This window comes from Vibrio sp. 10N.222.52.C12, from assembly GCF_041474215.1.
GTDB lineage: Bacteria > Pseudomonadota > Gammaproteobacteria > Enterobacterales > Vibrionaceae > Vibrio > Vibrio crassostreae_C.
The window spans coordinates 1-21,820 of sequence record NZ_JBFRTR010000175.1; the positions used below are offsets into that span (position 1 = coordinate 1).

The window sequence follows — 21,820 nt, forward strand, 5'->3', positions numbered from 1 at the left end:
TCATTAGACGAGCCAATGTAAATACTATAAAAGAGAGGGTTATCTTTAATTGCTTCTGAAAGAATAGTACGCGACTCTTCTTTCGATATTTTGTTACTTATAGAACGTTTCACTGAAGAAAGTAAACGCGCGGTATTGGCTGCGTCAGAATCAACCGCGCCGATATAGTTACTCAGCTCTTGGGACACCATCGTCAACTTTGATAGGGTATTCTCAGTCGCCATTTTTTTACTGAAGTAATATTGCAGTGAAACCGCAACAACAGCGGTAAGAAATGTCGCGAGTAAAAACATTCCTCCAACAGTAAATCGTAACGAAATTTTTTTTAATGCCATTATTTCATCCTTGAATAATCGCCAACTCCAAAGTTAACAGCCTAGCGCAATCAATACCGCTTAAGTTGCATATCAACTATAGTAACTCTATTCCACATCTAAAATCTAACACCTCTATACACCTGACTCTTTTGCAGAAATAGTTATCGTAGTCACATCTAACAATATAGACCAACAACCAATGCACTCGAGTAGAAAACGCTAGTTAAATCCAACCTTTGTCAATGAATTCAATCATTCTGAGACAATAACTACGATTTTAGAATCCAGATATCATTCAACAGTAAATGGACAAAAACACGTTACCGTGAACTTTATGAACAATATTAATCCAATGTTCTTTATTCTCAATATCGCCGCATTACAGACATTTCATTAACACACCGTTAACTTTAGCTTCATCTGCTAAGCAATATCCTACTCATCTGTTTAGTAGCTGGAAATAAAACATAAGTTTCTCTCCATTGAAGAGATCCCCTACATAAGGAACGTGAACCATGTTCAAGGCACTGAAACCTACTCTTGCGGCTTCTATCATCGCAGCAACCTTTTCTTTCAACACTTTTGCTGCTGACGTAGAAAAAATCCACTTCCTAATCCCTGGCGGCGCTGGTGGTGGTTGGGATATGACAGCTCGTGGTACGGGTGATGTATTGGTGAAATCAGACATCGTAGAAAATGTCTCTTTCCAAAACCTGTCTGGTGGCGGTGGCGGTAAAGCGATTGCTCACCTAATCGAAACAGCACAACGCCAAGAAGACACGCTAATGGTGAACTCAACGCCTATCGTTGTTCGTTCACTAACAGGTATCTTCCCTCAATCTTTCCGTGACCTAACTCCGGTAGCAGCAACCATTGCCGATTACGGCGCAATCGTCGCTCCTGCGGATTCTAAGTACGACACTTGGGAAGACGTCGTTAAAGAGTTCGAAACCAACCCACGTAAAGTGAAGATTGCTGGCGGTTCAGCTCGTGGCAGCATGGACCACCTTGTAGTAGCGGCAGCGTTCAAAGGCGAAGGTTTTGATGCGAAGAAAGTACGTTACATTGCCTACGATGCTGGCGGTAAAGCGATGGCGGCACTGCTTTCTGGCGAAACACAGCTGCTTTCAACGGGCCTTGGTGAAGTACTAGAGATGTCTAAGTCTGGCCAAGTAAAAGTGCTTGCTGTGACGGCTCCAAAGCGTCTTGACGCTGCGCCTAACATCCCAACACTGACTGAATACGGCAACGAGACAGTATTTGCTAACTGGCGTGGTTTCTTTGCGGCACCGGGTATAAGCCAAGCAAAAATCGACGAGTGGAATGTAGCGCTTGGCAAAATGTACAAAACCGATGAGTGGCAAGTGGTTCGTGACCGTAACGGTTGGATCGACAACTACAAAGCTGACAAAGATTTTTACGCCTTCCTAGAAGATCAAGAAAAACAGATGGGCGACCTAATGCGAGAGCTTGGTTTCTTGAAATAACCAACAACCATAGAGGGCCTATGTGCCCTCTTACTCTTTCCTTGTTTCGCCGTGCATGAGTTAACTTCAAACTCCTTTGTTTATTCGTAGACGTATTACTAACGCTTGCCGATTCGTTGTAAACGCAAGTGGCTGATAAACCAGTACCGTAATTCGCTTACCTTTGGTTAGTGATCCCAGACATTTCATTGACTCGCTCATGTACGGCTTTTTTACTTTTTATACCACCCCAAATGGAGTTGGATATGTCGGACTTACCAACCAAATTTCTGAGTAAGGAATCTTTGCTTTCGAAGGATCGCATCGGAGCCATGCTCTTTATGCTTGCATGTTTATGCTATGGCTACCAAACCACGCTGATTCCTCTGTTCCCCGGTGACGAGTACGAACCCTTCACAGCAAGAACCTTACCTATCCTGCTAACGTTTATCGGCATTGGCCTTTCGTTGATCCTGCTAATAACAGGACAACCGGATAAGAAAGTCACATGTGACACAACACCGCTAAACTGGAAACTGCTGATTGGCTTCTTGGTGTTAATGGCACTGTACGGTGTTGGGCTGACTTATCTTGGCTTTGTTTTAGCAACCAGCTTCTTCTTACTTGCAGGCTTTTACCTGTTGGGTGAGCGCCGCAAAACTGTTTTATTTGGCGCGTCGTTTCCTTTCGTTATCGCGTTCTTTCTTTTATTAACTCAAGGCTTAGATATCTACCTAGAGCCTGGTTTAATCTTCACTCTTTGGTAGGGATAACATTATGTTAGACGGAATTTTACAAGGACTTTCTACCGCTGTGATGCCAATGAACATCATGATGGTAATTGTGGGCTGTTTCGTGGGTACCTTCATCGGTATGCTACCGGGGTTAGGTCCAATTTCAGCAATCGCGTTGATGATCCCTATTACATACGGCCTAGACCCTTCTTCTGGCCTAATCTTGATGGCTGGTGTGTATTACGGCGCTGTATTTGGTGGCTCCACGTCATCCATCTTAATCAATGCTCCGGGTTGTTCTTCAACGGTAGTAACCGCGTTTGACGGCTACCCGATGGCTCAAAAAGGCCAAGCAGGTAAAGCACTTGCTCTCGCGGCTTACTCTTCTTTCACAGGCGGTACGCTTTCAGCAATCATGCTTTTGATTGCCGCACCGGCTCTAGCAAGCGTGTCACTGAGCTTCCAGTCTTCAGACTACTTTGCGTTGATGCTATTAGGTTTGTCCGCTGTAGCGGCGTTTGCAGGCCCAGGTCAGGTAATCAAAGCGTGGATGATGACTATTCTTGGTTTGATGCTATCAACTGTAGGTATCGACAAAGGTGTTGGCGTTGAACGGTTCACTTTTGGCCTTACGGATCTGATGGATGGCTTTAGCTTCCTATTATTAGCGATGGCAACATTCGCACTGGGTGAAACCTTGATGGGTATTCTAAAACCAGAGCAAGACACCAGCGCGGAAGAAAGCCAAAAGATGTCGGATATTGGTAGCATGAAGGTCACCAAAGAAGAGTTCAAAGAAGTGGCACCAGTTTCAATTCGATCTTCTATTCTCGGTTTCTTTACCGGTGTTCTACCGGGCGCGGGTGCCACTATTGCGGCATTCCTAAGTTACGGTATGGAGCGTAGCCTCGCGCCAAAAGACAAGCAGAAAGAGTTCGGTAAAGGCAGTATCCGTGGTCTTGTTGCTCCTGAATCAGCAAACAACGCCGCTTCAAGTGGTTCATTCGTTCCGCTACTAACGCTGGGTATTCCGGGCTCTGGTACAACTGCGATTATGCTTGGTGCATTGATTGCCTACGGTATTCAGCCTGGTCCTCGCTTGTTCGTTGAACACCCAGATGTATTTTGGTCAGTGATCATCTCTATGTACTTTGGCAACATCGTACTGGTTATCTTGAACCTGCCTTTAATCCCTTATATTTCTAAACTGCTAGCGGTACCTAGAACGGTTCTACTGCCAATGATTATCTTCTTCTCAATCACTGGCGTGTACTTGGTGTCATTCAACACGATGGACATATTTGTGATGCTACTGGTAGCGATGGCTGCGATAGCATTAAGGCTAGCCAACTTCCCATTGGCACCATTACTGTTAGGCTTCATATTGGGCGGCTTGATGGAAGAGAACTTAAGACGAGCATTGATGATCAGCGATGGTGAGTTGAACTTCTTATGGGAACGCCCTATTACGATGACCTTCACTATTCTGGCGGTATTGGTGCTGTCTAGCCCGATTCTAGTGAAACTATTTAAGAGTTTTAGAGCGAAGCCAGTAGAAGTGTAAAGCTTTATCGAATCAACTAAACCTCAACGAAAGGAGCCATTGGCTCCTTTTTTCATTTAAAGCCTCAATTAAAACCAGCGGTTAAAGATGGTAGCAAACTCACAAACCTATCTTTACAACACACATGGCGCTGATATTCATAACAAATTCAAGTAAGGTAACCAGTTAGTTAACGTATTGGATTCTAAAACTATGGATTGGTTGATTCTATTCTTATCAGGGGTGGTTGGCGGTGTGCTTAACTCCATTGCGGGTGGCGGCAGCTTCATCACTTTCCCTGCTTTGTTATTTGCTGGCGTTCCACCAATAGCAGCCAACGCGACCAACACCTTTGCTTCATGCGCTGGTTACATCAGTGGTGCTTACGCACTGCGCCACGAAATTCAATCTGGTACCAAACAACTCAAGCTCGTTGTTGGGCTATGCGTAATTGGCGGCGGCATTGGTGCATTTTTACTACTACACACGCCAGAAGCGCTATTTACCCAATCCGTACCTTGGTTATTACTGTTCGCCGCTCTGCTTTTTACCTTTGGTGGCACTCTCAACAAATGGCTAAAGAAAGTAACCGCTAAACATAAGCACGCCACCAGCGCAGGGGCGTTCTTTTCCGCTGTATTGCTTTTGATCGTGTGTGTTTATGGTGGTTATTTTAATGCAGGCTTAGGCATTGTGACATTGAGCTACTTGGCGCTGGCTGGTTACACCAACATCAACGTGATGAATGGCATCAAACTGCTCGTGTCCGCGTGTGCTTCCCTCGCAGCGATCGTATTTTTTATCGTCAATGGTTCGATTGATTGGCCGTCTGGCATGGCTGTATTATTGGGTACATTGGTTGGTGGTTATTATTCAGCAAAAATCTCTCGCCGCATCCCTCAACACTATGTTCGAACCACAGTGATCATCGCGAGCTTTTTGATCACCGCTTACTTTTTCTATGCTAATTAGACGTTCGGTTTAATAAGACTTGCAACTGAAAAGATAAAGCCAAAAGACTCCACCCTGCTCATACCGATTTGGCTATTTTATTGCTTATAAAATAGCCAAGCCAAAATGTGTGAGACGAGTCCTTCAATTAGCAAATTTGATAACAATTTAGACTGTTTTTTAGCCTTTATTTTGCCAAAGGTAGGATAATTCTCCTGTCGAAAGTGAGACTTCATTAGGAGGCGTTATGAACACTAAACTCGGTCATGTCATGTCATCAAGTCGACTCATTTGCTTTGTCGCTTTTCTTGCTGTCACATTCGCGTGGATCTTAAAAATGCCCGCTCTGTTTTCTGTGTCAGCGCTATTCTTACTGGTCAGTGCGATCGTTTATGTCACCGATCTTTGGAAGAATCAAAGAAAGAACCGCGAAGCTTAGCCAATTACGGTTTAATCGAACGAATTAAAAAAGGAGCTCATAGGCTCCTTTTGTGTTTTTCGCTTATCTAATTAGCCGTGCTAATCGCCGACGCCTTATTTAGCGACGGTTCTTTCTAGCGACGCCTTCTTATTAACGACGGAAGTTACGACCGTTACCGCCGCGGCGCTCTTTAAATGCAGACGCAGCTTTAGCTTGAGAAGCGTGGATAGACTCAACCGTTAGTTCCATTGGCTCACGAGGCTCTAGCCCATGGCGGAATGTACGTGAACGCGGAGGCATCTGATATTCGATGTCCGATGCTTTAGGCATGCGCTTGAAACGGTAAAGGTAGAAGTTTTCAACCTTCTCACGAGCCCATTCGGTTTTCTTCAGGTATTTAACTGCGCTTGCCACTGTAGGCTTAGTGTTAAAGCAGTTCATACGCATTGCCGCATCTAAAATTTCCCAACCATAGTGATCCACTAATTCAGTGATCATGGTTTCAAGCTTTAAGCCGTGTAGCGGGTTATTTTGTTGCAGTTCGATTCTTTCTTCTTCAGTCATAACATTACCTTTTTCAAGGCAACTAAAGGCCTTGAATTTACTCTAGAACACCGTCATCACTGACCATTTCTAGCTCAATCACTTGGGCATTACATCCATTGCCCTTATTTATGCCTTTATGATGGCATAAAGCATACTCGTTATCCTATTTATCTTTGAAATTAATTTTAAAATGGTTATTTAACGTCCAGATCATCATTAACAACACTTTAGTTAAGCAATAGCGCATACGCTATTAACTGGCAGACGTATTCGATGCGTTAATGAGTAAAAGAGCCTATAAACACGCTTGGTCACTGAATGAGGTGATGGCCTATATAGAAGCAAACACTGGTTCAATGTTTGACCCAGAGTGGGTTGAAGCGCCTAAACAAAACCTAGACAGCTTTATGGCCATTCGAGATCAATACAACGACGATGTACAACCACATATCATGACCGCCTAAGCGATAATTAGTTGTGTGTTTGAAGTGACCATCTAAAAATACGCAAACCAACAAAAAAGGATGCCAGTTGGCATCCTTTTGTTTTCTAGTTTACAGCTAATAAGAACAACAAGGTTCTTAACTGATTCTAACTAACGATTATACGTCGTAAGTTGTAGAAGCAGTATCGCCGCCTGTACCAGTCCAGTTTGTGTGGAAGAATTCACCACGTGGACGGTCAGTACGCTCGTAAGTGTGAGCACCGAAGTAGTCACGTTGAGCTTGAAGCAGGTTCGCTGGTAGACGTGCAGTTGTGTAACCGTCTAGGAAAGATAGCGCAGAAATCGTACATGGCATTGGGATACCAGACTCTAGAGATTTCGCTGCTACTTTACGCCATGCCACTAGGCTGCCTTGTAGGATGTTTTTGAAGTACTCGTCAGAACCTAGGAACGCGATGTCTGGGTTTGCTTCGTACGCATCACGTATGTTGCCTAGGAATGCAGAACGGATGATACAACCACCACGCCACATTAGCGCTACGTTACCGTAGTTTAGGTCCCAGCCGTTTTCGTTCGACGCTTCACGCATTAGCATGAAACCTTGAGCGTAAGAGATGATCTTAGAAGCCAGTAGAGCTTGACGTAGTGCATCAACCCACTCTTGCTTGTCGCCTTCAACTGGAGTGATTGTCTTCTCAAACAAAGCTTCAGCTTCAACACGTTGGTCTTTAAGAGCAGACAGGCAACGAGAGAATACAGACTCAGAGATCAGTGTTAGTGGGATACCTAGGTCTAGTGCGTTGATACCAGTCCACTTACCCGTACCTTTTTGGCCTGCAGTGTCTAGGATCTTCTCAACTAGCGCTTCACCGTCTTCATCTTTGTAGCCAAGGATGTCAGCAGTGATTTCAACTAGGTAGCTGTCTAGCTCAGTCTTGTTCCAGTCAGCGAATACTGCTTGCATCTCGTCAGCAGACATACCTAGGCCATCTTTCATGAACTGGTATGCTTCAGTGATAAGCTGCATGTCACCGTATTCGATGCCGTTGTGTACCATCTTAACGAAGTGACCAGCACCGTCGTTACCAACCCAGTCACAGCAAGGCTCACCAGCGTCAGTTTTTGCCGAGATACCTTGGAAGATTGGCTTAACCGCTTCCCAAGCTTCAGCCGCACCACCTGGCATGATTGAAGGACCGAAACGAGCACCTTCTTCACCACCAGATACACCAGTACCGATGAAGTGGATGCCTTTCTCACGACAATGCGCTACACGACGGTTAGTGTCTGGGTAGTTAGTGTTACCACCATCAATGATGATGTCGCCTTCGTCTAGAAGTGGGATTAGGTTTTCGATGAACGTGTCTACAACGTCACCAGCACGAACCATAAGCATCACTTTACGTGGCGCTTCTAGCTTCTCAACTAGCTCTTCTAGAGAGTAAGCACCAACAATGTTAGTACCTTTAGCTGGGCCTTCTAGGAACTCGTCTACTTTAGCAGCAGTACGGTTATGAGCCACAACTTTGAAGCCGTGGTCGTTCATGTTTAGGATAAGGTTCTGACCCATTACTGCTAGGCCAATTACACCGATATCACCTTTCATTATTTATATCTCCTTGCGGCTAGTCGCACTTATGCGATAGCACTTGCTGCATTTGAATCTAGGAACCACTCTGTTTCGCCAGTTTTAGACTGGATTTTCGCTGCCGGGTAAGGCAGCTCTGAAGCAGGAGTTGTATGAATTTCTTTAACGATCTCAACTTTACCTGCACCTAGTACTAGGTAGCTGATTCGTTTTGCTGCTTCTAAAACTTTCGCTGTTTTAGAAACACGGATTTGACCAGACTCCGGATGAGAAGCGAGTACAGACAGGTTCTCATCTTGGTAATTGGTTGCACCCGGGAATAGTGAAGCTGTGTGGCCGTCTGCGCCAACACCCAGCAGAATCCAATCGAAAACTGGCGTGCCGTTTTCTGTTGGGATTACGTCTGCCATCTCTTTTGCGAAACGCTCTGCTTCTGCTTTAGGCTCATCTTCACCACGGATGCGGTGGATGTTCTCTGCTGGAAGGTTCACGTTTGAGAAAAGTAACGTATTCGCTTCACCGAAGTTGCTTTCAGCGTCGTCTGGTGCAACGCAACGTTCGTCGCCCCACCAAAAGTGAAGGTTATTCCATTGAATACCTTCTGCGTATGGTGCTTGAGCTAAAAGCTTGAAAAGCATTTTTGGCGTGCTGCCACCAGACAATGAAATGTGAACAGGTTTACCCTGCTCGCTGTACACTTTCATTTCGTTTGCTAGGTTTTCAACGACCAATTCTGGCGTTGCAAAGATCTTGTGATTGATCATAGTTCGCAGTAATCCGTGTCTGTTAAGTTTTTGCATGGGAAACGCCATGCGCGGCCATCACGTTGCAGAAGTTCATCCGCTTCCTGTGGGCCCCAAGTACCACAAGCATAGCCAAACAGCGCTTGAGGATCTTGCTTGAAGTCTAAGATTGGTTGAACGTACTTCCAACATGCTTCTACCGCATCGGTACGTGCAAACAGAGTCGCATCACCGTTCAGTGCATCAAGAAGAAGACGCTCATAAGCCGTCAGCATCTGAGTTTCAGGCAAGTCAGAGTAAGAGAAGTTCATTTTCACTTCTTTTGCTTTGAAGCCTGCGCCTGGCTCTTTCAAACCAAAGCTCATCTGAATACCTTCATCCGGTTGGATGCGGATAATCAGCTTGTTCTCTGGTGCATCTTGACCAAATACTGGGTGTGGCGTGTTCTTAAAGTGAATCACGATTTCAGTCACACGTGTTGGTAAGCGTTTACCTGTACGTACGTAGAAAGGAACACCATTCCAACGCCAGTTATTGATGTGAGCTTTCAAGCCGATGTAAGTCTCGGTACGAGAATCATCCGCTACACCATGCTCTTCACGGTAACCTAGTAGGTGCTGACCACGAACATCTGATGCTGTGTACTGACCTAATACTAAGTCTTTACGCAGATCATCTTCTTCTAATGGTTTCAGACACTGAAGCACTTTAACCACTTCATCACGAATAGAATCAGCGTTAATTTGTGCAGGCGGCTCCATACCTACCATCGCTAGCACTTGCAGCAGGTGGTTTTGGAACATGTCGCGAACTGCGCCAGAACCGTCGTAGTATCCGCCACGCTCTTCAACGCCAAGGAACTCAGCACCTGTGATTTCAACGTATTCAATGAAGTTACGGTTCCACAGTGGTTCAAACATCGCGTTTGAGAAACGAAGCACTAGAAGGTTTTGAACCGTCTCTTTACCAAGGTAATGGTCGATACGGTAGATCTGGTGTTCTTGGAAGTGATGATGGATCTCTTCATCCAACGCTTGAGCTGATGCTAAGTCGTAACCAAATGGTTTTTCGATGATCAGACGACGCCAGCCGTTCGATTCATCGTTAAGGCCATGCGCAGCAAGGTTTGCTGGAATCACACCGTATAGGCTTGGCGGGGTTGCCAAGTAGAACAATGTGTTATGGTTTTCGAATTGGTAGTCTTGCTCAAGCTTGTCTAGACGTTGTGCTAAACGAGCATAGTCGTCTATATCTGAAGTATTGATCGCTTGGTAATGCAGATGTTCAATAAATGCATTCAGCGTCTCTGGTTCAGTTTTTTCCATTTCCTGAAGAGACTTCTTCAGCTTCTCACGGTAAGACTCATCGCTGTACTCAGTACGGCTCACTCCAAGAATCGCAAAGGATTCTGGTAGTTGATTGCTAGCATACAGGTGGTATAGAGCAGGAATTAACTTGCGGTAAGTTAGATCTCCCGACGCACCAAAAATAACGATGCTGCTGTTTTCAGGTATTACCATCATCTTTCCTATAAAAACAAGGTTTTTAGTATTCGCCAAAGGTATCAGCGACATACGAAAATAGATAATAGGTCTTAACTATTACATCAATAGTAAGCGCCTATTAAATTTGAGAATGCGTTTGGTAAACGAGGGTGAAAGCTATCACCTCTATTCGGGACAGTATTGTCTATGACTATTTGATTTACATCAACCACTGTGAAAGCAATCGATTAAATATTGACTCATTTCGAACAAATTCTAATCGATAGTTCCGTTCATTTAACCCACGGGTGAAGCAAATCGGCATTCTCAAACAGTGTAGTCAAGAAAGAACGGTATCTGGTCGGTGGAGTGAGCAATAGGAAAGGGAGAAAAAGGTAAAACCAGCTTATTCAACTGGCTTTATATTCATTTTGATGGTGTCGTGTTTATCTTTGCGCTTTGTTGTAGCAGCGCTCCGGGCGACCTACGGTACCGTAATTTAAGTCTGCGACTAACTCACCAGTGGTAATCAAAAATTCTAAATAGCGTCTGGCGGTGGTTCGGCTAGCACCAATTCGTTCTCCGGCTTCATCGGCGGTAATATTAACGGCATCAGCTTGCTGAAAAATGGCTCTGATCTTATCCAACGTTACGCCATCAATCCCTTTTGGTAATGTTGACACTTTTCCTGAGTCCGCTTTGGCGTTGGCTTGCAGCATCTTATCGACCAAACCTTGGTTCAAATCAGACACACTTTCAAACTCTTGCAACTGCGATTGATATTTTTTAAGCGCCGCTTCCAAACGAGGGAACATTACTGGTTTCAATAGATAATCGACCACCCCACCACGCATTGCTTGCTGCAGCGTATCGACATCCCGAGCAGCAGTAATCAAGATAACGTCGCAGCCTTGATTGCTCCCTCTTACGTGATTAAGAATATCGAGCCCACACCCGTCCGGCAGATACACATCCAATAAAACCAAGTCAGGCTTTAATATGTCTAATTGCATTAACGCTTCAGACTGCGTGGTCGCAATCCCCACCACATCAAAGCCACCCATCTGTTCTAAATAACGATGGTGTAGCTCTGCAATCGCAATATCATCTTCAATGACCATGACTCTCGTGATTGCGTTCATTTATGTTCTTCCTTTAACCATGTTTTTTCCGTCACGATGATCTTCACAAGATCGCTTCGTGCTTAATTATTATTGTTCTTCTTTTGGCAAATAAACCGTCATTCGCGTGCCAAAATCTTGGTTGTCGACCATTTCAAGCTGCCCTTGATATCGGTCTGCCAGCTGCTTTATCAGATACAAACCCACACCACGATTTTGCTTCGCTTTGCTCGATACGCCTTTTTCGGTGAGTGCTTTGGTCGCCAACTCTTTCGGCAAACCGCACCCTTTGTCTTCTACTTCTACGATAATTTCATTACCAAAATCACTGATTGAAACTTCAATAACCCGACGCGCTGGCGCAATTTGACCCTCTTGCTTAATCGCCGTCATGGTGGCGTCAAAGGCGTTATCAATCAGGTTGCCAAGAATTGTGACAACGTCATCCGCGTTTAACCAGCTAGGCAGAGCTTCAAGCCTTGATCCCTCTTCCACTTTAAGCTCTAACCCAATCTCTCGAGCTCGCTCTGTTTTGCCTAAAAGCATGCCTGCAATAAGAGGGTCTTTCACCGTCTCTCTTAAGAACTCAATTAAGCTCTGGTAATGAGCGGTTTCTTGACCAATCAATTGTTGAACAGAGTCCAGCTCGCCCATCTGAATCAAGCCACTGATGGTGTTAAGCTTGTTTTGATGCTCGTGGGTTTGTGAACGCAGTAGATCAGCATATTCTTTGGTTTGTGAGAGCTGGTCTGTTAAATCGTTGATTTCATCTCGTAATCGGAAACTCGATACCGCCCCGACCACCTCACCTGCCACTATAATCGGGCTTCGGTTAGCAATGATTCGCTTATTGTTTAAATACAACTCAACATCGTGGTCGGTGTCGCCGGTTGATAGCAGTTGTTCTAAATCACTGCCTGGCAATACATCAGAAAGGCGCTGTTGATTGAGTGCTTTATCCCTGTCTATCGATAAAATATCGCAGGCACTCTTATTAATTGAACGTAAAATGCCATGCTTATCGATGCTCAGAATGCCCTCTTTCACGGTACTCATGGTTACATCTAGCTCAACATACAACCGGCCTATCTCTTCAGGCTCAAAGCCCAAAATAGCGCGTTGAAAACGGCGAGATACATAACTCGAAATCAAAGCGTTGACCGCAACCACCAGCAACGCCATCACAATCAAAAAGGCTAAGTAAGGTTCGATTCGATCTTGCAACGAATCCAATAAGTAACCAACTGACACCACACCAATAACGGTACCTTGGGTGTCTTTTACCGCGGATTTACCACGAACTGAAAAACCCAGCGATCCTTTGGCTGTCGACACATAAGACTCGCCCAATACCAATGCTTTTTGGTTATCGCCACCACGCATGGGTTTACCGAGCCTGTCATCATAAGGGTGAATCAGGCGGATACCTTTATCATCTCCAACAACGATAAACGCCGCGCCAATGAGCTGAGTAAGGTTACGAAATTTAACTTGGGTTTCTTCAGACAAAACGTAGGGAACGCCATTAGGGTCCAACGTTCCATTTTCTTGAATAATGCTGGTGACAAGCGGCGATTCAGATAGAAATTCAGCAACACCTAACGCTTTCAAACCCATCTCTTGTTCTTGAGATTGTTTGATGTAATAAAAACCAGCCGCTGCAAGAATCAAAAGTTCAACGAGGCCAGTGACCGTCATGATAATCAGTAACCTTTTACGGAAACTGATACTGCTCCATTTCATATTCCACCGTCCCTAATGTTAGACGATCAATGTTAACACCAAGTTAATCGCATGACCTTTCTATGGACGTGAATTTGTGACTGCTACTCAACTAAATAATTGAGCAGATTGTTAATTGATAATCCTTTACGTTGTTTATCTCGATTAATCGTTCGTTTTTAGAACGGATTAGCTTAAAAACCAAAATAAACGAATAAATATTGAGCTAGATCACTAAGCTTTTAGGTGTTTTTTAGGTTGTTCAAAATAAATACAATTATAATGGTTGCATATGAAGAAGTTTATTGTTGCCAAGCGATACGTTGCAATTTTAAGACTGCGCGTTAAACCGGAATTTCGGTTAACAGAAAGGCAACAACTCTTCACTCGCTGGACGTATCTATAACTAAAAGTTGCACGCTCGCCGTTACGGTTGCTGAACAAACAGGTTATCTATCTAACCTCATTCACACATCCTTATTTACACTACTGGCCAGCATGACAATCAAGAGGCGCCTGATCAAATCAGCGCCCAATAATAAAACATTGATGAGCAGGAAGTATCGATCAGTGGCAACGTCCAATAGAAACAGGATAACAAACATAACGTATAAACATTGTTGAAAAGGAAACAAGGCAATGAAACGCGATAACTTTGGAATTTGTCTTACTAAGACTATGCTGTTCAAACACTTACAATCGACTTTTACTCACGTAAGAGCCTATGAGAAAGATGGTACCTCCCCTCTCGATCTCAAGGTATTGTTAGCATTCCCGCAAATGTCAGGTAGAGATTTATTACAAACAATGCAAGGTTCAAGACAATTGGTATGGCGCGCCGATCACCATTGTCCTAGCTTTAAATAAGCCACTTCATTTTGTAAAAACACTTCTATACTGAACTTAAAGAGCATGCTTATGCGTGCTTTTTAAGTTTCATTTATCTTTGATATTCACGTCACTCAATCTTATTTACACTTGATTAACGAGTTATGAGAATTTCTATTCATATGAGACAATCTATTCAAGACAAATGACTATCGCCCTGTTAACATTAGAGTTAATACTCTAATTGGTATTTAATGCAGATGACCAAACCAAAATTCCGATACCTTGCGATCGCCAGTATGCTTCTCGGCACTATGGCTTCGCCAGGCTATGCAGCTCCGCTCACTTTTTCTGAAGCGTGGCAAATTCTCCAAGAGAACAACAACTCTCTTGCGGCTCAACAAGCCAACGTTGAACGTTATCAACACCTTCAGAACTCAACAAGTAGCCTCAATCTTCCTTCTATTACCTTAGGGGCTAACTACACGCACCTTGATAGTGATGTGACGATTAATGGTGAACAGTTTTCAGATAGCTTGAGTGGAGTAAACCCTGCTATATCCGCGATTTTGCGCCCTCTAGTTGGTGGCGTTACCTCAACGATTACCGAACAAGACATCTTTAGCTCTTCCATTCGTGCTGTGTGGCCTATCTTCACTGGTGGTCGAATAACCGCTGCGCAAAATGCGGCTGAAGGTAAAAGCGAAGAAGCGCAAAGCCAACTGTTGATGGAGAAACAAGCTCGCTACGAAGACTTAAGTAAGTATTACTTCTCGGTGATCTTAGCGGAAGACGTGGTGAGAACGCGTCAAGCCGTTGAAGCAGGCTTAACTCAGCATCGTGATTTCGCCATCAAGCTTGAACAGCAAGGACAAATCGCCCGAGTAGAACGCCTACAAGCCGATGCTTCTTTAGATAAAGCGATTGTAGAGCGCACGAAAGCTCAGAACGATCTTAAAATTGCGCAATTGGCGTTGACCCAAATCCTTGGTCAAAATGAAAGTGTAGAACCCTCTGAACAACTGTTTATCAATAAGAACCTGCCTCATATGGACGTGTTCATTGACCAGACACTCATGACCTACCCCGGCCTTAAGATTCTTGATGCAAAAGAGAAACAAGCAAGCAGCTTAATTAAAGCCGAGAAAGGTAAATACTACCCAGAGGTTTACCTTTATGGTGATTACAGCCTGTATGAAGATGACTCTCTAGCCAGTGAAATGAAACCCGATTGGTTGGTTGGCATTGGTGTGAATGTGCCACTGCTTGATACCTCTGGCCGTTCCGACAAAGTCGCTGCGGCTCACAGTGCCGTATCACAGGTTCAATTCCTTAAGTCACAAGCTAAGCAAGACTTAACCGTGTTGGTACAAAAGACTTACCTTGAAGCAAACCAAGCCATTGAAGAGGTTCAAGGCCTAAACTCGAGCTTGTCTTTAGCTCAGGAAAACCTATTACTTCGTAAAAAAGCCTTCACACAAGGGTTATCTAACTCATTAGAAGTGGTTGATGCCGAGCTTTATCTTGCGAGCATTAAAACCCAGCAATCTGCTGCTCGCTTCAAATACCTAATCTCTCTCAACAAGCTGTTAGCGCTAACCAGCGAAATGAATGCTTACTCCAGTTACTTAACCTCCTCTGTTCCGTCTGATTTCGACTCAAAAACAGACACCGTTAGCCAGTCAAAAGGATAATTCATGAAACCTATTAAGCCCCTTCTTCTATCTTTAGTTGGTATCGGCGTTATTGGCTGGGTCGGATACAGTTTCTATCAAGCTTATCAACCTCAGCCGGTTAAGCTTCAAGGTCAAATCGATGCGCAGCAATACAGCATCTCATCGAAAGTACCTGGCAGAATTGATGAAATATTCGTGCGCAAAGGCGATTCGGTTGAAAAAGGCGAATTGATCTTCTCTCTACTAAGCCCTGAGATTGATGCGAAGCTAGAGCAAGCAAAAGCTGGTCAGAAAGCCGCTGGTGCATTAGCACAAGAAGCAGAGAATGGCGCGCGTACTCAACAGATCCAAGCGGCTAAAGACCAATGGTTGAAAGCCAAAGCAGCTGCCGATCTGATGGACAAAACCTACCAACGTGTAAACAACCTTTACAACGATGGTGTGGTTGCCGAGCAGAAGCGTGATGAAGCCAAAACACAGTGGCAAGCGGCGAAGTACACCGAAAGCGCTGCATTCCAAATGTATCAATTAGCGCAAGAAGGTGCGCGTGACGAAACCAAAGTGGCCGCCGCTCAAAAAGCGTTAATGGCAGCGGGTGCGGTAGCGGAAGTTGAAGCTTACGCAAAAGACACACAGATCCACAGCTGGTTTAATGGCGAAGTCTCTCAGGTTCTATTGAGCAGTGGAGAACTTGCACCACAAGGCTTCCCTGTTGTGACTGTTATCGACACCAAGGATGCTTGGGCTGTGCTCAATGTTCGTGAAGACATGCTTAAGCATTTCGAGAAAGGCAGCCAGTTTGAGGCGTACCTACCGGCTCTGGATAAATCATTAACTTTCCAAGTAACTCACATCGCCGTAATGGGTGATTTCGCAACTTGGCGCTCAACAGACGCAGCACAAGGCTTCGATTTACGTACTTTTGAAGTAGAAGCGCACCCTGTCGATACGAGCGAAACACTGCGTATGGGCATGAGCCTAGTGGTTGAGCTTTAGGTGACTTATGTCTGCTAACTCTCAATATACTGGATCGCAATCTAGAGGCTCGCAATCAACTGAGCATCATAGAGCGAAGAATACCTTGCTTCGGCAGTGGGCGATTGTCCGCAAAGACAAATGGTTGTTGTCTTGCCTAACTTGGATTCCTTTGCTGCTTGCTGCCAGTATCTGGCTGATTTTTTCACAAGGGATCGCTCGTGACTTACCGGTCGCAGTTGTCGACCTTGAGCACAGTCAAATCTCGCAACAGTTCACACGCCTTGTTGATGCGTCACCAACGCTGCAAGTCACTCAGAAATACAGCTCTGCGAGTGATGCGGCGAAAGCGATGATCGAACGTGATATCTATGGTTATGTTGTGATACCAAGGCACTTCGACCGAGACCTTCTGCTCGGCTTGAATCCGCAAGTGTCTGTATTCTATAACAGCCAATTTATCTTAATCGGTAAGCTGGTGAACTCTGCCTTGCTGCAGGCTCAAGGGACTTTTAACGCGCAACTTGAAGTCGTGAAACAGCTGTCACACGGTGATACCACGGTGCAATCCGCATTAGGCCAAGCAGTAACGGTACAAAGCCAGATCACGCCGCTGTTCAACAAGAACACCAGTTATGCACAGTTCTTGGTGTCTGCGGTTATTCCTGCACTGTGGCAGATCATGATTGTGGTGGGCACGATATTGGTTTTGACGGCGAACGTTAGAGCTCGTGGGCTTCACGCTTGGTTATCCAACGCCCCTATGAAGTCACTCGCATCAACATTAACGCCCTACCTTGTCTTGTTTTTGATGTTTGGTATCGCGTTTAGTTTTTGGTTCTATGTGCTCTTAGACTGGCCATTTAACGGCAGCTTTGTGGCATTGACTATTGCCCAACTGCTAACCGTGATCAGTTGTATCATCATGGGGTGTTTGTTTTTCTTCTTAACACTTGATCCAGCAAGGGCGATGAGTTTCGCTGGCGCATTTACGGCACCAAGCTTTGCGTTCATGGGTATTACCTTTCCAGTAACAGACATGAATACAGCTGCTCAAATTTGGAGAAGCTTATTGCCCGTGAGTCATTACATCGAAGTACAAACGGCGCAGTCTAGTTATGGTGTGAGCGCAGCACAGTCTTTGATCAGCCTCTCTTCTATGTTGTGGTATGCAGTTCCTGCTTTCGTGGTAATGTTGCTAATTAAGAAACACTTGGCGCAATCAACTCTAACTGCACAAGCAGATCCATCTACAAAAGCAGCTATATCTGCAAAAACAACGCCGTCAACACAGCCAGAAGCATCAGCACAACAAGGAGTAAAACGATGAGCTTTACTCAACTGCTCAAGCAAGAACTCTTAGCGGTATTGCGCAACCCTGTCGTGCTTCTTACGGTATTTGGTGGTGTGGTCTTCTATTCCTTCTTGTATCCATTGCCTTACGCGAACCAAGTTCCTCAACAACTGAAAGCTTCGGTTGTGAACTTGGATAAGAGTCAAAGCAGCTATCAATTAGAGCGTATGGTGGATGCCACCTCTCAAATCGAATTGGTTCGTCGAGACTCCACCATCGCCGATGCGAAACAAGCCGTACTTAACCAAGAGATTGGTGGGTTCCTCGTCATTCCAGAAAACTTCTATAAAGACTTGCTGCTCGGTAAGAGCCCGACACTTTCTTACGCTGGTGATGCTTCTTACTTCTTGGTCTACGGAACCATTGTTGAAGGGCTTGCCAAGGCCGGTGGTACGTTAGCTGCGCAAGTTAAGGTCAGCCATTTGTTAGTCGAAGGTGTGCCTTTAGAATCGGCAGCCAAAGGTTACAGTGCATTCAGCTTGAACCTGAAACCAACGTTTAATAGTCACATGGGATACATCGATTACGTGGTTCCAGCCGTCTTTGTTTTGATCCTGCAACAAACCTTAGCCATGGCTTCTGGTTTAGTGGGTGCAACCCAAAACGCTCAATCGACATTTGGCTACTGGAGTAAGACCTCTCCAGCGAAACTGATGCTTGCTCGCTGTTGTACCTTAGTCGGCATTTATTACTTGTTGTCGATGTACTATTTCGGCGCTAGCTTTTCGATGTATGGGATAAACCAGCTCGCCTCAACAACACAGATCTTAACCTTACTTCTGCCCTTCTTACTGGCCAGTTGTTTGATAGGGATTTTGATTGGTGAGTTAGTACCACGAAGAGAACTCGTCACGGTAGTAGTGTTAATCAGTTCAATGCCACTGATCTTCTCTTCAGGTTTTATCTGGCCAGTTGAAATGATGCCTGAATGGTTAGTTCTGTTATCACAGCTATTCCCAAGCACACCGGCTATCCAAGGCTTCTTAGCACTTAATCAGATGGGTGCATCTTGGCAAGAAGTGGCGTCTCAATGGACATTACTATGGGGACAGGTTTTATTGTGGGGTTCGTTATTGGCACTTAAGCTCTACCACAAATCCAGCAAAAGCACAGTTGGCAATAGCAATAGTCATCGAACCGTTTAGTTTTATGTGCTAGCGGAAAGTATTCATGCTTCCCGCTCATCAAAAAGCTCTGATAAAGGGCTTTTAATATCCTCAGATCCGAACACACCTTTAGCCTTCGTATGTTTAAACACCTCGAAAACATATCGAATACTCGAACTCTCCTACGTTCCCTCTATGTCCCCCCTATGCCCCTACAGCCCATCACTCTGAATTCTCCTTCACCCGTCCCTAAAACAACTACTGCATATACTTTTCTCAGCCTACAAAGCACCGACTTATTCCCAAATGATGACAAAACCCGAACAATTGTAAATTTATTGTAAAAATTTCTTTGTTGGCATTATTTTTATGTATAGGATTATCAGTAGGACTTGGTGGCCCGAATACCATAGTCTTATTGGTGCACATACCAAAAGGATATCCATACAAAGCAAGATCAGTACTTATATTTATTTCGTTTTTCGACCTAGCTACAGCCGTTTATGTTGCCGTCGAATGAAGTAGATAAACCACTGAGATATACAAATCAAATAGAAAACAAACACAACAGCAACAAACATAATTTATTAAAAAGACAGGGAAAACCATGAAAAACATACGTGAATTATTTTTTGGGTTTATATTATTGTTTAGTTCCAGTGCATTTGCAGAAGAAGGATCATTTAACCAAGCTATCAGCAACTTAAGTCAAAGTGTTGATGGGTTTTTCAACGACTACACAGGATGGTTCGTTGGACTCATATTTAAAAGTGTACCGGTTGGCGAAGCCAACTTCCCTATTATTGTTGGCTGGTTATTACTCGCTGCGTTGATCTTTACTGTTTACTTTGGCTTCGTTCAATTTAAGCGAGTCGGTATGGCTGTAGATATCATTAGAGGCAAGTACACAGACCCTAACTCAATAGAAGACGGCGAAGTTTCCCATTTTCAAGCTTTAGCTACTGCCCTTTCTGGAACCGTCGGGCTTGGTAACATTGCCGGTGTGGGTGCTGCACTTGCGATTGGTGGCCCTGGCGCGACATTCTGGATGATCTTGTGTGGCCTTCTGGGTATGGCTTCTAAGTTCTGTGAGTGTACCTTAGGTGTGAAATACCGAACTATCCTACCTTCAGGTGTTGTTTCGGGTGGTCCAATGTACTACCTAAGCCAAGGTCTGGGTGAAAGAGGTTTAGGCGGACTAGGTAAAGTGCTCGCTATTGGTTTCGCATTAATGTGTATTTTGGGCGCATTGGGCGGCGGTAACATGTTCCAAGCTAACCAAGCACACGCCATGTTAACTTACGCATTTGATGTACCAAGTGAATACGGTGTGATCACTGGCCTTGTACTTGCTTCTTTAGTTTTCTCTGTGATTGTTGGTGGTATGCCTTCTATCGCATCGGTAACGGAAAAAGTTGTTCCTTGGATGGCTGCTCTGTATATCGGTATGGCTCTGATTGTTATCGGTTCTAACCTTGATCAAGTCGGCCCTGCGTTCAGCGCAATCTTTACAGGTGCATTTACTGGTGAAGGTGTTGTTGGTGGATTTATTGGTGCGTTAATTCAAGGCTTGAAACGTGCAACGTTCTCGAACGAAGCAGGTGTAGGTTCAGCAGCTATCGCTCACTCAGCGGTTAAAACAAAAGAACCAATCACCGAAGGTCTAGTATCACTATTAGAACCGTTCGTTGATACGGTAATCATTTGTACAATGACCGCATTGGTTATCACTATTGCTGGCTTAAACGTAGGTCCATTCGATGGTTCTGGTTTAACGGGCGTAACGCTGACTGCTGCATCGTTTACTGAAACGGCAGAAGTATTCAAATACACACTCGCTCTCGCGGTAATTATGTTTGCGTTTTCTACCATGATCTCTTGGTCGTACTACGGTCTTAAGGCTTGGACTTACCTATTTGGTGAAGGTAAAACAACGGAACTGATTTTCAAAGTGATGTTCTGTGTGTTTGTTGTTATTGGTGCCACGATTCAATTTGGTGCGGTAATCGACTTCTCTGATGCGGCTATCTTTGCGATGTCTATCTTCAACATTCTTGGTCTGTACTTCTTGATGCCAGTTGTGAAGAAAGAACTGCAATCGTTTGTTGCTCGTGTGAAATCAGGCGAAATCAAAACGTATGAGAAATAACGTTTAGTGGAATGAGGTTTTGCTCTAGTAGCTAACTGCATTCTAAGAAACGACACAGCTCTAAAAACGAAACTGTTCTAAAAATTTTTGTAAGACCCTTTGCTTGAGAAAGCGAGAACAGGACTGCAACTTATCCAAAATCCCTACCAGCTTGGCTTGTGGGGATTTTTTATGTCTGAACGATTAGGCGAATAACTACCTTCAATGCCCTGCTCACTCTTTTCACCCTTTTCACTCTGTTCATCATCGTGTTCAACATCGTGTTCAACATCGACACGACGAACCAACTCTTCTACTTTGATCATCTCTTTTTGCGCTAATGGCGAGCGACAATCATCGAAACAATAAGCTATGGTGCAGTTCTCACAAAGATACTCTGGCATCACTCCATCCCTTGTCGTCAAAGCAGCCAAATGCGAGCTAGCAATCGACTGCGTGTTCATCCTGAACAACACTATTATGCAGCGACTCTGAGCTGAAAATATGTATGCAAAGTCATTTAATAGACAACAAGTAACATATCATTGTGGATATACGTAACTATTCACAAATATCTAAGCAAACAATGAAAACACGCAAATAATCAATAATGAGAAAGCACCGGATCTATGCTCTCGACAAACGCAAAACGCCCACATCACGTGTGTGATG

General features: G+C 44.4%; 18 protein-coding genes and 2 pseudogenes. 12 read left to right on the top strand and 8 right to left on the bottom strand.

Annotated elements, in window-relative coordinates:
• A pseudogene (locus AB4623_RS23010) lies at positions 1-335 on the bottom strand (phosphohydrolase); the annotation flags it as partial.
• A gap of 497 nt (positions 336-832) precedes the next feature.
• On the opposite strand from AB4623_RS23010, the gene AB4623_RS23015 reads away from it, so the two are divergent.
• From AB4623_RS23015 to AB4623_RS23035, 5 genes are all read left to right on the top strand, one after another.
• The gene (locus AB4623_RS23015; protein ID WP_372099284.1) at positions 833-1,804 is read left to right on the top strand and encodes a tripartite tricarboxylate transporter substrate binding protein; all 972 of its coding nucleotides are present in this window, start codon (positions 833-835) and stop codon (positions 1,802-1,804) included.
• A 245-nt stretch (positions 1,805-2,049) separates the two neighbouring features.
• Positions 2,050-2,550, top strand: a complete 501-nt coding sequence (locus AB4623_RS23020) for a tripartite tricarboxylate transporter TctB family protein (protein WP_372099286.1) — start codon at positions 2,050-2,052, stop codon at positions 2,548-2,550.
• Positions 2,551-2,560: 10 nt separating this feature from the next.
• Positions 2,561-4,081, top strand: a complete 1,521-nt coding sequence (locus AB4623_RS23025) for a tripartite tricarboxylate transporter permease (protein ID WP_372099287.1) — start codon at positions 2,561-2,563, stop codon at positions 4,079-4,081.
• Between the two features lie 192 nt (positions 4,082-4,273).
• Positions 4,274-5,032, top strand: a complete 759-nt coding sequence (locus AB4623_RS23030; protein ID WP_102333369.1) for a sulfite exporter TauE/SafE family protein — start codon at positions 4,274-4,276, stop codon at positions 5,030-5,032.
• A 226-nt stretch (positions 5,033-5,258) separates the two neighbouring features.
• Positions 5,259-5,450: a hypothetical protein gene (locus AB4623_RS23035; protein WP_102333370.1), complete on the top strand. Its 192-nt coding sequence runs from the start codon at positions 5,259-5,261 to the stop codon at positions 5,448-5,450.
• 132 nt (positions 5,451-5,582) lie between these two features.
• On the opposite strand, the gene AB4623_RS23040 is transcribed toward AB4623_RS23035, so the two are convergent.
• The gene (locus tag AB4623_RS23040) at positions 5,583-5,996 is read right to left on the bottom strand and encodes a VF530 family DNA-binding protein (RefSeq protein ID WP_010438513.1); all 414 of its coding nucleotides are present in this window, start codon (positions 5,994-5,996) and stop codon (positions 5,583-5,585) included.
• A gap of 239 nt (positions 5,997-6,235) precedes the next feature.
• Between AB4623_RS23040 and AB4623_RS23045 the strand changes: the two are divergent.
• A pseudogene (locus AB4623_RS23045) lies at positions 6,236-6,442 on the top strand (metal-dependent phosphohydrolase); the annotation flags it as partial.
• A 138-nt stretch (positions 6,443-6,580) separates the two neighbouring features.
• Here AB4623_RS23045 and gnd read toward each other — a convergent pair.
• The 5 genes from gnd to AB4623_RS23070 all read right to left on the bottom strand — a co-directional run bounded on the left by gnd (position 6,581) and on the right by AB4623_RS23070 (position 13,102).
• Complete coding sequence (gnd, locus tag AB4623_RS23050) at positions 6,581-8,029, bottom strand: decarboxylating NADP(+)-dependent phosphogluconate dehydrogenase (protein WP_017059712.1); 1,449 nt, start codon at positions 8,027-8,029, stop codon at positions 6,581-6,583.
• A 29-nt stretch (positions 8,030-8,058) separates the two neighbouring features.
• Complete coding sequence (pgl, locus tag AB4623_RS23055; protein ID WP_102428963.1) at positions 8,059-8,775, bottom strand: 6-phosphogluconolactonase; 717 nt, start codon at positions 8,773-8,775, stop codon at positions 8,059-8,061.
• The gene (gene zwf, locus AB4623_RS23060) at positions 8,772-10,274 is read right to left on the bottom strand and encodes a glucose-6-phosphate dehydrogenase (protein ID WP_372099301.1); all 1,503 of its coding nucleotides are present in this window, start codon (positions 10,272-10,274) and stop codon (positions 8,772-8,774) included. The genes pgl and zwf overlap by 4 nt, the downstream gene beginning before the upstream one ends.
• 410 nt (positions 10,275-10,684) lie before the next feature.
• Positions 10,685-11,380 carry a response regulator gene (locus tag AB4623_RS23065; protein ID WP_017059715.1) on the bottom strand — a complete coding sequence of 232 codons (696 nt, stop codon included), beginning with the start codon at positions 11,378-11,380 and terminating at the stop codon, positions 10,685-10,687.
• A gap of 69 nt (positions 11,381-11,449) precedes the next feature.
• On the bottom strand, positions 11,450-13,102 hold the full coding sequence (locus tag AB4623_RS23070; RefSeq protein ID WP_032546322.1) for a sensor histidine kinase: 1,653 nt from the start codon (positions 13,100-13,102) through the stop codon (positions 11,450-11,452).
• A gap of 618 nt (positions 13,103-13,720) precedes the next feature.
• Between AB4623_RS23070 and AB4623_RS23075 the strand changes: the two genes are divergently transcribed.
• From AB4623_RS23075 to AB4623_RS23100, 6 genes are all read left to right on the top strand, one after another.
• On the top strand, positions 13,721-13,948 hold the full coding sequence (locus tag AB4623_RS23075; RefSeq protein ID WP_009846577.1) for a hypothetical protein: 228 nt from the start codon (positions 13,721-13,723) through the stop codon (positions 13,946-13,948).
• 215 nt (positions 13,949-14,163) lie between these two features.
• Positions 14,164-15,603, top strand: coding sequence for a TolC family protein (locus AB4623_RS23080; RefSeq protein WP_017063805.1), 1,440 nt, complete (start codon positions 14,164-14,166; stop codon positions 15,601-15,603).
• A 3-nt stretch (positions 15,604-15,606) separates the two neighbouring features.
• A complete protein-coding gene (locus AB4623_RS23085) occupies positions 15,607-16,581 on the top strand; it encodes an HlyD family secretion protein (RefSeq protein WP_019820704.1) in 975 nt (324 codons plus the stop codon).
• A 7-nt stretch (positions 16,582-16,588) separates the two neighbouring features.
• The gene (locus AB4623_RS23090) at positions 16,589-17,890 is read left to right on the top strand and encodes an ABC transporter permease (RefSeq protein ID WP_065583586.1); all 1,302 of its coding nucleotides are present in this window, start codon (positions 16,589-16,591) and stop codon (positions 17,888-17,890) included.
• Entirely contained in the window at positions 17,887-19,059 is a 1,173-nt protein-coding gene (locus AB4623_RS23095; RefSeq protein ID WP_102333374.1) for an ABC transporter permease, read from the top strand. The genes AB4623_RS23090 and AB4623_RS23095 overlap by 4 nt, the downstream gene beginning before the upstream one ends.
• A gap of 568 nt (positions 19,060-19,627) precedes the next feature.
• A complete protein-coding gene (locus AB4623_RS23100; RefSeq protein WP_017063800.1) occupies positions 19,628-21,169 on the top strand; it encodes a sodium:alanine symporter family protein in 1,542 nt (513 codons plus the stop codon).
• 143 nt (positions 21,170-21,312) lie between these two features.
• Here AB4623_RS23100 and AB4623_RS23105 read toward each other — a convergent pair whose 3' ends face one another.
• Positions 21,313-21,552 (bottom strand): hypothetical protein, encoded by a 240-nt coding sequence (locus AB4623_RS23105; RefSeq protein ID WP_017063799.1) that lies wholly within the window; start codon positions 21,550-21,552, stop codon positions 21,313-21,315.
• Positions 21,553-21,820 lie beyond the last annotated feature (268 nt).

Excerpts from the sequence above, each read along its gene's own strand:
- AB4623_RS23040 (WP_010438513.1), bottom strand. The coding sequence starts at position 5,996 with ATGACTGAAGAAGAAAGAATCGAACTGCAACAAAATAACCCGCTACAC.
- AB4623_RS23015 (WP_372099284.1), top strand. The coding sequence starts at position 833 with ATGTTCAAGGCACTGAAACCTACTCTTGCGGCTTCTATCATCGCAGCA.
- AB4623_RS23090 (WP_065583586.1), top strand. The coding sequence starts at position 16,589 with ATGTCTGCTAACTCTCAATATACTGGATCGCAATCTAGAGGCTCGCAA.
- pgl (WP_102428963.1), bottom strand. The coding sequence starts at position 8,775 with ATGATCAATCACAAGATCTTTGCAACGCCAGAATTGGTCGTTGAAAAC.
- zwf (WP_372099301.1), bottom strand. The coding sequence starts at position 10,274 with ATGGTAATACCTGAAAACAGCAGCATCGTTATTTTTGGTGCGTCGGGA.
- AB4623_RS23105 (WP_017063799.1), bottom strand. The coding sequence starts at position 21,552 with ATGCCAGAGTATCTTTGTGAGAACTGCACCATAGCTTATTGTTTCGAT.
- AB4623_RS23080 (WP_017063805.1), top strand. The coding sequence starts at position 14,164 with ATGCAGATGACCAAACCAAAATTCCGATACCTTGCGATCGCCAGTATG.
- AB4623_RS23085 (WP_019820704.1), top strand. The coding sequence starts at position 15,607 with ATGAAACCTATTAAGCCCCTTCTTCTATCTTTAGTTGGTATCGGCGTT.
- AB4623_RS23020 (WP_372099286.1), top strand. The coding sequence starts at position 2,050 with ATGTCGGACTTACCAACCAAATTTCTGAGTAAGGAATCTTTGCTTTCG.
- AB4623_RS23075 (WP_009846577.1), top strand. The coding sequence starts at position 13,721 with ATGAAACGCGATAACTTTGGAATTTGTCTTACTAAGACTATGCTGTTC.
- AB4623_RS23100 (WP_017063800.1), top strand. The coding sequence starts at position 19,628 with ATGAAAAACATACGTGAATTATTTTTTGGGTTTATATTATTGTTTAGT.
- gnd (WP_017059712.1), bottom strand. The coding sequence starts at position 8,029 with ATGAAAGGTGATATCGGTGTAATTGGCCTAGCAGTAATGGGTCAGAAC.
- AB4623_RS23035 (WP_102333370.1), top strand. The coding sequence starts at position 5,259 with ATGAACACTAAACTCGGTCATGTCATGTCATCAAGTCGACTCATTTGC.
- AB4623_RS23030 (WP_102333369.1), top strand. The coding sequence starts at position 4,274 with ATGGATTGGTTGATTCTATTCTTATCAGGGGTGGTTGGCGGTGTGCTT.
- AB4623_RS23065 (WP_017059715.1), bottom strand. The coding sequence starts at position 11,380 with ATGAACGCAATCACGAGAGTCATGGTCATTGAAGATGATATTGCGATT.
- AB4623_RS23095 (WP_102333374.1), top strand. The coding sequence starts at position 17,887 with ATGAGCTTTACTCAACTGCTCAAGCAAGAACTCTTAGCGGTATTGCGC.
- AB4623_RS23025 (WP_372099287.1), top strand. The coding sequence starts at position 2,561 with ATGTTAGACGGAATTTTACAAGGACTTTCTACCGCTGTGATGCCAATG.
- AB4623_RS23070 (WP_032546322.1), bottom strand. The coding sequence starts at position 13,102 with ATGAAATGGAGCAGTATCAGTTTCCGTAAAAGGTTACTGATTATCATG.